General features: G+C 56.6%; 10 protein-coding genes and 1 riboswitch. Of the genes, 4 read left to right on the top strand and 6 right to left on the bottom strand.

The window, feature by feature from the left end:
• Positions 1–7: 7 nt before the first annotated feature.
• Both rfaD and JK208_RS05890 read right to left on the bottom strand, forming a co-directional pair.
• Positions 8–991 (bottom strand): ADP-glyceromanno-heptose 6-epimerase, encoded by a 984-nt coding sequence (gene rfaD, locus JK208_RS05895; RefSeq protein WP_211574879.1) that lies wholly within the window; start codon positions 989–991, stop codon positions 8–10.
• Between the two features lie 457 nt (positions 992–1,448).
• Complete coding sequence (locus tag JK208_RS05890) at positions 1,449–2,891, bottom strand: glycosyltransferase family 2 protein (RefSeq protein ID WP_211574877.1); 1,443 nt, start codon at positions 2,889–2,891, stop codon at positions 1,449–1,451.
• A 249-nt stretch (positions 2,892–3,140) separates the two neighbouring features.
• Here JK208_RS05890 and JK208_RS05885 point away from each other — a divergent pair, with 249 nt between their 5' ends.
• Positions 3,141–4,163 (top strand): bile acid:sodium symporter family protein, encoded by a 1,023-nt coding sequence (locus tag JK208_RS05885; protein ID WP_211574875.1) that lies wholly within the window; start codon positions 3,141–3,143, stop codon positions 4,161–4,163.
• Here JK208_RS05885 and JK208_RS05880 read toward each other — a convergent pair.
• From JK208_RS05880 to JK208_RS05865, 4 genes are read right to left on the bottom strand one after another with little or no spacing between them, the layout of a single operon-like run.
• On the bottom strand, positions 4,088–4,858 hold the full coding sequence (locus tag JK208_RS05880) for an ABC transporter ATP-binding protein (RefSeq protein WP_211574873.1): 771 nt from the start codon (positions 4,856–4,858) through the stop codon (positions 4,088–4,090). The genes JK208_RS05885 and JK208_RS05880 overlap by 76 nt on opposite strands.
• A gap of 10 nt (positions 4,859–4,868) precedes the next feature.
• Positions 4,869–5,855: an iron ABC transporter permease gene (locus JK208_RS05875; RefSeq protein WP_211574871.1), complete on the bottom strand. Its 987-nt coding sequence runs from the start codon at positions 5,853–5,855 to the stop codon at positions 4,869–4,871.
• Positions 5,852–6,712, bottom strand: a complete 861-nt coding sequence (locus tag JK208_RS05870) for an ABC transporter substrate-binding protein (protein WP_211574869.1) — start codon at positions 6,710–6,712, stop codon at positions 5,852–5,854. Before JK208_RS05870 ends, JK208_RS05875 begins: the two co-directional genes overlap by 4 nt.
• Positions 6,702–8,660: a TonB-dependent siderophore receptor gene (locus JK208_RS05865; protein ID WP_249201973.1), complete on the bottom strand. Its 1,959-nt coding sequence runs from the start codon at positions 8,658–8,660 to the stop codon at positions 6,702–6,704. The genes JK208_RS05870 and JK208_RS05865 overlap by 11 nt, the downstream gene beginning before the upstream one ends.
• 106 nt (positions 8,661–8,766) lie before the next feature.
• Positions 8,767–8,974, bottom strand: a riboswitch (cobalamin riboswitch).
• A gap of 158 nt (positions 8,975–9,132) precedes the next feature.
• On the opposite strand from JK208_RS05865, the gene JK208_RS05860 reads away from it, so the two are divergent.
• The 3 genes from JK208_RS05860 to JK208_RS05850 all read left to right on the top strand — a co-directional run bounded on the left by JK208_RS05860 (position 9,133) and on the right by JK208_RS05850 (position 13,314).
• Complete coding sequence (locus JK208_RS05860) at positions 9,133–9,900, top strand: sulfotransferase family 2 domain-containing protein (RefSeq protein WP_249201972.1); 768 nt, start codon at positions 9,133–9,135, stop codon at positions 9,898–9,900.
• A 225-nt stretch (positions 9,901–10,125) separates the two neighbouring features.
• Positions 10,126–12,642 (top strand): TonB-dependent receptor, encoded by a 2,517-nt coding sequence (locus tag JK208_RS05855; RefSeq protein WP_211574867.1) that lies wholly within the window; start codon positions 10,126–10,128, stop codon positions 12,640–12,642.
• A gap of 168 nt (positions 12,643–12,810) precedes the next feature.
• Positions 12,811–13,314 carry a DUF892 family protein gene (locus JK208_RS05850; protein ID WP_211574864.1) on the top strand — a complete coding sequence of 168 codons (504 nt, stop codon included), beginning with the start codon at positions 12,811–12,813 and terminating at the stop codon, positions 13,312–13,314.
• Positions 13,315–13,351: the final 37 nt, after the last annotated feature.

Here is a 13,351-nt window from a genome sequence, read left to right as displayed (position 1 = left end):
ATGCAGCTTAACGATAAGGGTCTTCAGAATTGAGATACGTGTCGATGCAATGACGTACCGCTGTCTCCAAAGAAGTGGACGGCACAGGATAACCTGCTGCTCGCAAACGTTTCTGATCAGCTTTGGTATAATACTGGTAACGCTCACGCATTGCTTCGGGCATTTCAACAAAACGGATCCGTCTTTCCAGACCCAGCGTATCGAAAATGGCATACATAAGATCTAGGAAGCTCCGCGCTTCGCCGCTCCCAAGATTGTAAAGAGCGACGCCCTGAGCGTGTTGCAGTAGCCATTCGATGGTGCGGGTTATATCCAGGACATAGACGAAGTCACGAAGCTGTTCTCCATCTTTGTAGTCAGGTTTATAGCTTTTAAACAGGTTTACGGTTTCACCATTCCGGATCAGAGGAAAATATTTAGAGACCAGACTCATCATTCCACCTTTGAACTGCTCATTGGGTCCAAAGACATTGAAAAATTTCAGTCCGATGCACACGGGAGGCAATTTTTCCCCGTTCTCAAGACGGGTAGCGATAACCTGATCGAAGAGATGCTTGCTCCAGCCATAAAGGTTGAGAGGTCTCAGCTGGCGCAAATACGAGAGAGAAATATCATCGTCGAAGCCATGGCTGCCATCACCGTAGGTCGCAGCCGATGAGGCATAAATAAACTTGACTTGATGCTCGGTACACCAGTCAAGCAGCTTCAGGGAGAACCGAAAATTACTTTTCATGACCTCATCCCCATCCTGAGCCAGGGTGGATGAATTGGCGCCCATGTGAACAATGGCTTCAATGTCTGTGCGGCCCTGTAGCCACGACATCAGTTCATCCGGAGGAATGACGTCTTGCACGATTCGTCGCCCAAGGGTTTGCCATTTTCCTTCGGACCCGAGAGTATCGCAGACGACAATATTATTTTGGCCAGATTCGTTAAGAGACGCAACGATATTAGACCCAATAAATCCGGCTCCTCCGGTAACAACAATCATCCTATATTCCTGCTCTACTAGAAATTACCGTATGTGTAACTTACGAACCAAAAGCGGTTTATATACTGAAACCCTTATAGCTAACACTCCTCCAATGCGCGAACTTTCCTCAATTTTTCAGTGTGTGAAAAGATTTTTGAAACCTCATGGATGAGCAATTCGGCATATCATCAGGCTTCCCATGAGGATGTGGATCATGATTTCTGCAACGTTGATTCATTGCTCACAACGTTTCACCAAGCAGCGCGACAGAAGATCGTCAATGATCGTTTAATTTTTCCGTCAGATCGGAGTGCATTCACTGCTCTTCGTAAAGAGCAGTGTTGAATTACGCCCATTCTTGCCAAAAACTATCTTTTATCACACAGAATCAAGAAACCCTTTGTATGCCGACCGCATTGCAGCGACGGCATACAGGCAATAGATTACTATTATTATTTCGAAATTCAGTTAAATGTTAGTCCTGTATACGGCACGATATGTTCAAATTCCTGAACATTTGATTCCATGCTTCCTGTTCTCTTTCAACTTCGCAGATATCTGGGACATCGGTGTTATAAAATAGCATTCTAGGATCAGCTTTAGCCGAAGAGCCAAAATTAACGAACAAGACTTTGAAGTCCAGATTAGGATAGCGGGCAGATATAGCTTTAATAAGACGCTGAAAATCAGCTGTATTAGAGCCTTCAGGACGATGACTTCCCGCGTACAGATAACTGTCCCGCCAGTCCCTTACGAATAGAACCTTTTTGGAACCATCACACGCACTGTCCATCTTCTCAATTAGAGAATGATAGTTTTTTCTTGTATCGTCTATATTGGAGACAAAATTTCCAACTCTTTCCGCTGGCTCCGCAATATTGTTAATTTTTTTATGATAAATCAATAATGTTTCACGGCATCGTAGGGCATCGTAATATCCATATAGGCATACCGTAGAAAGGAGATGCTCAAAATTCGTTTCAAATAGCGATATCAGTGTATGAAAAGGCGTAATAAACTGTCCAAACAGGTCCGAACCTGTTTTATGAAAGAAATTTTCTACAAACAAGGAAGAGCGATGGTCTCCTCCCAACGAAATTATGGAATCGAATTCTTTGTGTTCGAACTCGTTATTCGCTGAAGGACGATTCAGTGAAGAATTAATTTCTTCTCTGAATAAAAACATTTGCTCGTCCGTTCTCCAGGGTGAACGGTATATGGGATCCTTTTTGATCTCTTCATGAACACGCTGATTATAGCTGGCAATTTCATGATCTCCATGACTTTCGGAAGGCATAACACTGAGCCCGCCGCGAAGATAATAAACCTGCCCCCGTTCCGGAGTGAGGTATTGAGGCAGACCTCCGTAGCCTGCTCGGAGAAACCGGTGTGTATGTTCAACGTGCTCTTCGCCATATTTCTTAAATCTGACATCCAAGAACCCGACGTAATCAAGAGCTTTTGCGTGATATCCCACACATAATGCCTGATGCATGGGCGCAATATAAGGATCGACGGCTGTTCCCGATCCGGAGGAAATATCATTGTCTATTTCGATGGTGATCTCAGGCATATAATTGATGTGCCCAAAGGACTCTAACGCATCAATCCATTGTTGCTCCCACCCGAATTCTACAGGCTTGCAGTCATCTTCAAAGATGATGATATTATCACATTTTCTTTCATTTTTAAGAAACCAAATAGCTCTATTTCTATTCCACGCGATTCCTCTATTATCTCCGGTAACACATGTGATCCGCATCTCTTTTAGGGTTTTCTGAGTGCCATCAGAAGACCCGTCATCAGCCACAACAAAATCAAACGGTACTTTTGTAAAACGGAAGATATTTTGGATTGTCTCTAAAAGAATATCTTTTCTATTATAGGTAATAATCCCAATACCTAACTTGCCAGCCATAGAAATGTAACTCCATCGAAGATGGAAAATAACATATCGTTGGTTTGTCTGTTGGAAAAGATCTGCACGGTAAGAATTAAGGATTTTGTAACAACCTGATGAGGCAAGATAAAATGTCCGAAGGGCCTTCCAGATACCAGCAGGTGTCAAACATGTCCCTAGGGGGCACCGATCAAATCCCGACACGGTTTGGAACCCCTCATTTCCCGAACCGTTGCATGTTCAGGGTGAATACGGACATAGTGCGGCATGAAGCGCCTTGACCCTTTCCTCTTTTCCCTGATCTGCGCGATTGCGCTGGCCTCCATCCTGCCCTGCCGCGGACAGATGGAGCATCTTCTTCAGCATGTCGTGACGATCCTCATCACCTTCATGTTCTTCTTTCAGGGCGCGAAGCTCGAACGTCACGCTATCGTGGACAGCGTGAAGGACTGGAAACTTCAGGGCAGCGTTCTGCTCTGCACGTTCGCTCTGTTTCCTTTGCTCGGGGTCGGGCTTCATCTGCTGTTCCGGGCGGTCTTTCCCGATGCGCTGTTCGGCGAGGAACTGTGGTCGGGCGTGTTGTTCCTGTGCTGCCTGCCGTCCACCGTGCAGTCTTCCATCGCACTGACCTCCATCGCGAGGGGCAATGTTACGGCGGCAATCTGTGCCGCGACGGTCTCCAACATTGCAGGCATTGCGATGACGCCGCTGCTGACCGGGCTGGTGCTCGGGCATGTGGGGGCGGAGCATTCCCCGCTGGGGTCTATCCTCGACGTGAGCAAAGAGCTTCTGCTGCCCTTCGCACTCGGGCAGATCCTACAGAAATGGGTCGGGCCGATCGTGCGCAAGCACAAGATCCTGATCTCGTTTACCGACCGCGGGTCTATCGTCGTTGTGGTCTATACCGCGTTCAGTTCCGCCGTTGTGGAGGGGATCTGGCATCGTGTTTCGGGCGCGCATCTTCTGGAAGTCGCATTGCTCGACAGTGCCATGCTGGCGCTGGTTCTGGGTCTGTCGCATCTGATGGGCAAAGGGCTGGGGCAGACAACATCAAACAGTATCGCGCTTCAGTTCTGCGGATCGAAGAAGTCTCTGGCGTCAGGAGTACCGATGGCGAGCGTCATTTTCCCGGCGGCGTCGGTCGGCATTATCGTGCTGCCACTCATGATTTATCACCAGATTCAGCTTTTCACCTGCACGCTGCTGGCCCGGCGTTATAGCACGCGTTTCCTCGACACCAGCGACCAGGGGACGGCGACCTCTCCGCAGCGCCGCACCGCCACGCCGTAAACCTCGGCGAAGAGCGCGTCCGTCAGTACGTCTGATGGCGTGCCGATGCTGACGAGAGCACCTTCCGACAATACGGCGATCCGGGTGCAGAAACGGGCTGCGAGCGCCAGATCGTGCAGGACGACGGCCACGGCCTGACCTTGCGCCGCGTACCGGTTAAACAGTTCCATGACCGTCAGGGCCTGAGCGGGATCGAGCGCTGCGACCGGCTCATCCGCCAGCAGAACGGGAGCCTCCACCGCAAGCGCCCGGGCGAGCAGAACGCGCGCGCGTTCGCCACCTGATAAACTGGCGGAGGAGCGGTTGGAAAACGCGCTCATTCCCACGGCATTTAGCGCCTGCTGAACGGCAGCCATATCCTGCTCCGCCGAAGCTGTGCGGCGATGAGGCAGACGACCAAGTGTCACAACATCCTGCACGCTCATGCCGATGGCGGCCGGGGCGTCTTGCGGCAGATAAGCCAGATGCCGCCCGCGCTGATCGGGCGGCATGGAGAACAGGTCCTGCCCGTCCAGCAGGACACGCCCGGTCTCGGGACGAAGCAGCCCGGCCATGACGCGCAGGAGCGTGCTTTTACCTGCGCCATTCGGGCCGATCACGCCAAGCACGTCGCCGGGGCGGACGTCGAGCGTGATGTCATGCAGAAGCTTGTTCCCCTGAAGGGTCAGGCTGAGTGTGTCGGTCTGGAGGATCATGATCCGCGCCTCATACCGGTCGTCCGCGCAGGCGCCAGACCTGCCAGAAGAAAACCGGCGTTCCGATCAGGGAGGTAACGACGCCGAGTTGCAGTTCGGTGCCACTGACAGGCAGGCGTACGAACAGGTCAGCCGCCAGTAGCAGTGCGGCCCCTCCCAGCGCGGACGGCAGCAGCAGACGCGAGGGTCGCGCTCCGACGAGCGGACGCAGCAGATGCGGCATGACGAGGCCGACGAACCCGATCCCCCCCGCAACGGCCACACCGCTTCCAACAGCCAACGCCGTTCCGATCACGACGCGCCATTGCACGGCCCGCAGGGAAAAACCCATCGTGTGGGCCACATCCTCGCCAAGAGTCAGGGCATCCAGCGAACGCCCGGTCCCGAGCAGAAACGCCGCCCCGATCAGCAGACCGGGCAAAGCGATCAGAACGTCATGCAGGCTCGCACGGGACAGGGAGCCCATAAGCCAGTGCATGATTTCGTAGGAGGCATAGGGGCTCGGCACGAGATTGAGCGTCAGGGCCAGAAGGGCGGCGCTCATGGAGCCCAGCGCTGCACCGGCCAGTACCAGAACGAGCGTTCCGCCGCGCGTGAGGGCCAGCAGCAGCAACGTTGCGAGCCCGGCGCCGGACAGCGCCGCCAACGGGAGTGCGGGCGCCCAGACTGCCGAGACGCCGGTGTAAAAAACGAGGATCGCCCCAAGCGCTCCGCAGCCCGAAATACCGAGCACGCCCGGATCAGCGAGCGGATTGCGGACCAGTCCCTGAAGCGCCGCCCCCGACAGACCGAGCGTCCCGCCAACCAGCAGGGCAAGAATCATGCGCGGCAGGCGGATCTGGCCGATGATGGTCGCGGCGATAGTCTCGCGGCCATGCAGCATATCGGACAGCCCCTGAAGGACGCCGATCCCCGCCGGGCCCGTGGCCAGCGACACGATGGCGAGGGTCAGAACCAATACCCCCAGAACAGCAACGGTCAGGGCATAACGGCTCATGGTGAAGGCTCCGCTGCGGTTAGACGATCATGCGCGGCGATCAGGCCCCCCAGCGCATCGAGGGTCTCGGGCGTGCCGCACATCGTCAGACGGCCGGGAAGCGCCAGACGATGCGCGCCCGTAAAACGTCCCTGTAGCGCGGGATGGCGAACGACATTTTCGGCCAGAGACGCGCCTTCGGAAATCATGCCGGTCACCAAAAGGTCTGGCGGATGGGCGATCAGGGTTTCCAGCGCGATGGTGCCGTCCGGCCGTTCGGAGGCGGACAGGCGGAACCCGGCGCGTTTGAGAAGATCGGAGATCAGCCCGCCCTCTTCTCCTGCAAGGTTCGCGCCGATAACCGTTGCCGTCAGGATTTTTTCAGGCTGGGCGGGATGGAGGCTTTCAAGCCGGTCCGCAAACGCGCGGATCATGTCCTCGCCGCGCGCCTCTTCGCCAATGGCGTGGGCGACGGTCCGGATCTGAACGGGAATGTCCGCAAGGGACGCGATAGAGGGGAGTTGGACGAACGGAACATGCAGGGCGTCCGTCACGAGCGCGGCGGTCGGGCGGTGCCATGTGCCGTCCAGAACGAGATCGGGATGAGTGGCGACGAGGTTCTCCCCGTCAGGGCGCTGCACGGGATAGGTCTGCGCCAGTTCGCAGCGGACAGCTTCCGCGCAGTCCGTTGCCAGCGGGCTCAGACCGAGGATATGGGACGGGTCTGCCAGTTCGAGCAGCAGTTCGTCCGTACACAGATTAAGCGAGACGATACGGGTCCGCACCGGGCCGGCACAGGCCGATCCGGCAAGAGCGCCCGACAGCAGAAGCACTGCCGCCGGGGCTGAGAGGACGTGAAGGAACGCCTTAAAGGCCAAACGTCACACCGCCGTAGAAAGACCGGCCCGGCTGGAGGTAGCCGACCGGGTTTTCATAATACCGGTTCCCCAGATTGTCGCCACGCGCAAACAGGGTGACAAAATTGGCCAGCTTGTATTCGGCGGCAATGTTCACCGTCACATAATCATGGCCGATCGTGCTCATGGACGTATACCGGTCGAGATCGTGCCAGCCGCTGACATAAAGCAGGCTTGGTGTGACGCTCAGGCGCTTGGTCGGCGTCCAGATGACGCTGGCCGTGGCTTTGTGACGCGGGCGACGCACGAGAGCCGCACCCGTGCTGCGATCCGTGGCGTCCGTCCAGGTATAGGTGCCGCGCAGATCGACACTCTTGATGATGCGGTAATCAACGAATGCCTCAACACCATGCGTCTGGGCGCGGGCGACGTTGACATAGGTGTAGTTGTAGCCCGACAGCGCGGTATTGATGAGATTGCGGACATGGTTGCCGTAATAGTCGGCACCGAAGGTCAGCTTGCCGTTCAGAAGGCGCTCTTCAAACCCGGCATCGAAGCCCAGAAGGCGCTCGGCCCGCAGGTTCGGGTTTGCGAGGAAATAATAGGCTGGGTAGCTGACGAAAAGCTGGTTCAGGGACGGCCCGTGGAAGCCCGAGCCACCGCTGGCCTTCAGCGTCAGACCCGTTCCGGGGATTTTTACAGCCGGGGCCACACGCCAAGTCACGTAATTGCCATAACGCGAATTATTGTCGTAACGGATATTGGCCGAGCCGAAGAGAATGTCGTGCCAATGCCCCTCAAGCTGCCCCCAGGCGGCGTTCGTCGTGGTCTGGGCGTCAATCGGCGTCAGGATGCGCTCGCGGATATAATCATATCCGACGAGGAATGAGCCGTTATGGCCGAGATGCGTCAGGCCCTGCCAGTCTACTTTCAGCCGGTCACCACGATTGGACGCGATGTCTGATTCCCCGGCTGTAATGTCGTGGCGGCGATAAGTAACGTACCCGACGCCCAGCGTCTGCTCGAACACACCCTTGAAAGATTTCAGATGGGCCGTTCCGCGCAGAATGGCCTGTTTGAGATCGCTCTCATTCTGCTGGGCTGAAGGCAGCGCCGGGTAGGAGCTGTAATCGTCGGCGACGTATTCATAATCCGCCTGCGTCAGATGGGCCGTGAAGCCGAGATCGAAATTGTCCGTCACGTCGTAGCCGAGGCGCACATTGGCCGTGCGGTTGTCGTTGCGGTTGGATGCAACGTCATGACCGTGAACCTGCGCGCGGATCTCTTTCGGCACGGCCTGATAGTCGCCGACATGGTTGTGCGAGACTTCGACCATATAATGAAAACGATGGAGCGAGCCCGAGAACCCGGCCGTCTGGTTCTTGGTGGAATAGCTGCCGCCTTCGAGCCGGACGAAACCGTGCAGCGGCCCCTGCCCCTGCTTGGTCGTCATGTCGATGACACCACCCATCGCATCCGCACCATACAGGCCGCTCTGCGGGCCGCGCAGGATTTCCACGCGGGCCAGCCCATCCGTCAGGAACTGTGCCGTATCGAACGCCCCGGCCGGGGTGGAGGGATCGTTGATATCCATGCCGTCCAGCCGCACCTTCACTTCGTTGGCGTTGGTACCGCGCATGAAGATCGAGCCCGTACCGCCGGGGCCGCCCGTCCGCACCATGTTCAGACCCGGCTCGCGCGACAGAAGGTCGGCGAGGTCACGCCGCTGGAGCAGTTCAATGTCACGCTGGGTCACAACCGTAACCTGTGAGCCGACCTTGCTCAGATCCTGCGGGATGCGGTTCGCCGTCACCGTAACAGTCTCGGGGATGGACGATGAAACGGCTTTCGGAGCCGGAGATGCCTTGGGCTTCGGCGGCGAAACCGGCTCCTGTGCCGGAACGGACGCCAGCGCCGGAACAGCGACGAGCATGCTCGTCGCAAGAAGAAGGCGGGAAATACGGGGCATGGTGATGGTGGTGTCTCGTCGTTCTGCGTTGCCCTCAAGAAGGAGGCAGACCCGCCGTCGCGCGGTCTGACCCGGCGTTCCGATGCACCCCGCCCGGACCGTCCTTCGGACAACTCATGCTGACGGCAGGTCTCCTGGCTCATGCTCCGTCTTCAGGCCCCTTCCCGGCCTGCGCCAGTGGGTTCATGTCCTGAAATCGCGCCACCCGCCTTGTGAGGCAGCAGCCAGCATTTACAGTTGCGGGGGCAGCCGCAGTTTCACACTGCATTCCCTTTTCACCCGTGCGAACGGGCACCGTCAGCTGTCATGAAGCGCCCTGCACAGGGCAAGTCAAATACAAAAGACCTTTTGTGACAGATTTGACACAGTGAAGTCCGCAACATGGCTTTCATTCCGTTACAATCTACCCTTTGCCTCGGTTTCCTGCGGCCGCCAGTGTCCGTTTCAACAAAGACAGGATCAGGACACGCTCATGACGCCCCCTTCTGCCGTTCGGATGAGTGACGAGACCCAGACCCTTCTCGCTGACCCAGTCGATTGCGGCCCAGAAGGCTCCGGCCTTCCGCAACGGATGTTGTGTCAGTTGTTCGGAGTGCAGCAGTATCCCGATGTTCATGCCCGTGCCGCCGATCTGAGGCTACGGCTGCCGCTTGGTCGAAAGCGCCTTCAGCGGCTTGAACGCATCCGGGAAGCCGGCGCGCTGTTCATCCATGTTCCCAAAAATGGCGGAACGTCAGTCTGTGACCTACTCTATGGTGGGATCATGCTGCATGAGACATGGCGGTATTATCATCATGTGGCGCCAGAACTCTGTCGGACGCTACCCAGTTTTGCGATCTGGCGCGATCCTGTGAAGCGTTTCGTCTCCGCATGGTCTTTCGCACGGCGCGGCGGGACGGCGCGCGTTCGGATCCATCCTTCCTTCAACCAGTTCTACCGCTCGCTCCACACGCTGGATGATGCCATCGATCATGTGGAATCCTGCTCCTCCGTTTATGACATGGACCATGTGTTCCGGCCCCAGAGCCTGTATGTCTGTGATCGGAATGGTCGGCTTGCGGTGGATCAGCTTGTTCCGATGGACCGGATCTCATCCCTGCCCGATCTGGTACCTGCCCTGCGCGGTAGGATCGTGCCCCATCTGAACAGCAACAGCCACGATACCGTCGCCACGCCTGCACAGGCAAAGAGGATTCGACAGATCTACAGCGCAGATGAAGACCTGCGCCCCACAGGGTAGGATTTTGAAACGATCTTTCCTCAGAAAAATGGGACATGTCTTCCAAATGTCACAATCGGCGGGGAGTTTCCTGCCATTTATCGCCGTTCCGAAGGTGAAATGTGACTAAATTGCCATACCCCCCTCATGTCATAGTGTATCATGGCACATCTGATTGAAATGAAGTGTGCACTCATGCTTTTTCTCGGCCGAAAGTTCACCTGACCGAGAAAGACCGAAAACACAATGCGCCTTGCTCGCCTGCTTTCGACTTCGGCCCTGTTTGCGTTTGGTACAGTGTCGGCATTTGCCGCCCCCGCAGACAGCACGGCTCCTTCGACAAAGAAGAGCCCTACGAAAGTCGCAGCTGCCGCTCCGTCCATGATGGGCAACACGGCTCCAACAGACGAACATGAAGAACATGTCTCAGTCAGCGGTCACCATTCCTATTTCGATGGCGTAACACGCCGCGATGTTGGTGGTGGTCTGATGCAGAAACAGGACGCGGCGAAGTCCGTTTCGGCTATCTCGCGCGACTACATCGAAAAGCAGGCACCGGGTCAGGACCCGATGCAGCTGATCGCCATGCTTCCGGGTGCAAACGTCACATCCTCCGATCCGGCAGGTCTGACAGGCAGCCACATGAGCGCCCGCGGCCTCGACCAGTCGCAGATGGGTTTCACGCTTGAAGGTTTCCCGATCAACGATATCGGGTCCTTCGCGGTTTACTCCCAGGAAATCGTGGACTCCGAAAACCTGCGCAAAATCAGCCTCGCACAAGGTTCTGCTGACCTCGACAGCCCCCATCTGAGCGCCACCGGCGGCGTGGTCGACATGTATATGATCGACCCGAAGATGAAGAAGGGTGGCGCGTTCGACGTGTCCTACGGCTCCTACGCCTATACGCGCGGCTTCCTGCGTCTCGACACAGGCAAGATCGGCCAGACCAACCTGCGTGCCTATTTCTCCGGTTCCTATGCGACCGAAGATGCCATCCATTCGATGGCCACGAACCGCAAGCTGCATGCCGAAGCCAAGATCGTGAACGACTGGGGCGACGGAAACCGCGTCTCGCTCGCCATCGTCGGCAACCGTTTGTACAACTACCTGACACCCAGCGTGAACAAGGCGTCCTGGGACGCTTATGGCTTCGGCGTCAAGGACAAGTATGTGGCCTCCTGCTACAGCGGCAGCACCTGTACCCGTCCGGATGGTACGACGTTCAAGAACACCAGCAACGCTACGATCAACAACACGGTCTATAACGGCGCTTACAAGGCTGGCGACGCCAACTATTACAAATTCCACCAGAACCCGTTCACCAACATCTACGCAAGTGCTCCCTCGACTTTCAAGCTGACGGATCACCTTGTCCTGACCGAGACGCCATATTTCTGGTACGGCAGCGGCAGCGGTGGTGGAGCCTACACGGTTCCCACGAGCTGGGGCGCAACGTCCATGAGCGGCACACTGGATGGCAAGCCCGTCGCCAAAGGCTCGCTGCTTTATGAACCGTCCATCACCACGACCTATCGTCCGGGTGCCGTCACGAAGCTGACGCTCACCACCGGCGTCAACCGCCTGATGGTCGGTTACTGGTTCGAATACGCCAAACAGTCCCAGACGGCTCCCGCCACGGGTATCGGCGCCGATGGTACGCCCTGGGATATCTGGGGTGGCGGACCGAACTATGTGTTCAATGACGGCACCACCTATCAGTATCGCGCCAGCCTGACGCAGACGCGGACGCACACCATGTTCATCGGTGACAGTCTGTCGCTGCTGAACAACAAGCTCACCATTGATGCCGGTCTGAAATATGCGATCGTCACCCGTGACGGTCACAACATGCTGCCCGACACCTCCACGGGTCCGTATATCGACAAGACGTATTACGAGCCTCTGCCGACAGCATCGATCCGCTATCAGATCAATCCGGAAATGCAGGTTTTCGTCTCGGGTTCGACGAACTTCCGTATCCCGACGAACTACTCCCTGTATGACGCTGGCGCCTATTACAAGAACGGCGGTTACGGCACGCAGGCCAACAAGAACCAGCAGCCGGAAATCTCCATCTCGGAAGAAGCTGGCTGGCGTTACACGGGCCCGACGGTCATGGCCTCGGTCACGTATTTCCACTACAACTTCACGAACCGCCTGATCTCCCAGCAGGAATGCCTCGACAACGCGTGCCTCAACTACGCAACCACCAACATCAACGCGGGTGGCCAGAGCACGAACGGTGTGGATGCGGAAATCGGAACGCGCCCGATCTTCTATCACCTCCGTCCCTATGCCTCGTTCGAGTATGTGGACGCACGCACAACCAGCAACCTGCTGTCCAGCTCGGGCAACAAGGTTGACTACATGCGGACCAGCGGCAAATTCGCTCCTGACACTCCCAAGTATCAGGTCGGCTTCAACCTGGACTATGACGACGGCAACCTGTTCGGCGCCTACAGGCTGAAATACGTTGCCAAGCAGTACTCCACATTCATGAATGACGAACATATCCCAGGCTACGTCAAGATGGACGTCACAGTGGGTTACCGCTTCAAGAACCTCGGCTTCCTCCAGGCCCCGAACATCAAGTTCAACCTGACAAACATCACCAACAACCACTATCTGGGTTTCCCGACAGGCACCCGCGTCAATGCTACGACAAAGACAGGTATCTTCGGAAACTCCATCAAGGGAACGGCCCCGACCTACATGATCGCGGCTCCGTTCGCTGCAACCGGTTCCATCAGCGCCGGTTTCTGATCCTTCAGATCCTGCTGGCCCTGAATACCCCATGCCGGTCTCCGGCATGGGGTTTTTCATGACCATGAAGGGATTCCAAAACGAAGCGCTACGCTCTTGCACTCCATTGGACAATATGGCCATTTAAGTTCACACCCGCGACACACCAGAGACACATAAGGATCCACGGTGGGCAGAACGAAAACGACGGACAGGTCAGCTCTGGATATCTATCTGGGCGCTCTTCGGGATCATCTGTCCATTGAATCCAAGGCCATCGAGACCGCGCTGTCGGAGCTTCCGGTGTGTGAGCGGTATCCGGGGCTGTGCCGGCGGATGGAGCAAGATCTGGCGATGGGCCGGAGCCATGCGCGGGAGATCACGATCCTTCTGTCGCGGCACGGGCACCCTGCCCCGGTTCCGCATGAAACGGTGTCGTCTATTCTCAGCACCGTCTCGGGGCTGTTGCATGGCGGCGAAGCGCGGGATGTTCTGAAGAACGTGCTGGCGACGAGTGGATACCGGGCGCATCAGATCACGTCACTTCAAGTTCTGATCGTGCTGGCGCGGCAGCTTGGTTTTACGCAGGATGCAGCGGCACTGGAATGTCTGAAAGACGAAGAGACGGCTTCGGCCGAGGCGCTTGAGAGCCTGATGCCAGATATCGTGTCGCAGTATCTGGCCGCCGCCTGATCCTGGCGGGACTGCTTGCAAGACATCGTGGAGGGCG

It is taken from the genome of Gluconobacter sp. Dm-74 (assembly GCF_018256135.1).
Lineage (GTDB): Bacteria > Pseudomonadota > Alphaproteobacteria > Acetobacterales > Acetobacteraceae > Gluconobacter > Gluconobacter cadivus.
The sequence above is the reverse complement of the archived record's forward strand: the minus strand, read 5'-3'. Positions and strand labels throughout refer to the sequence as shown.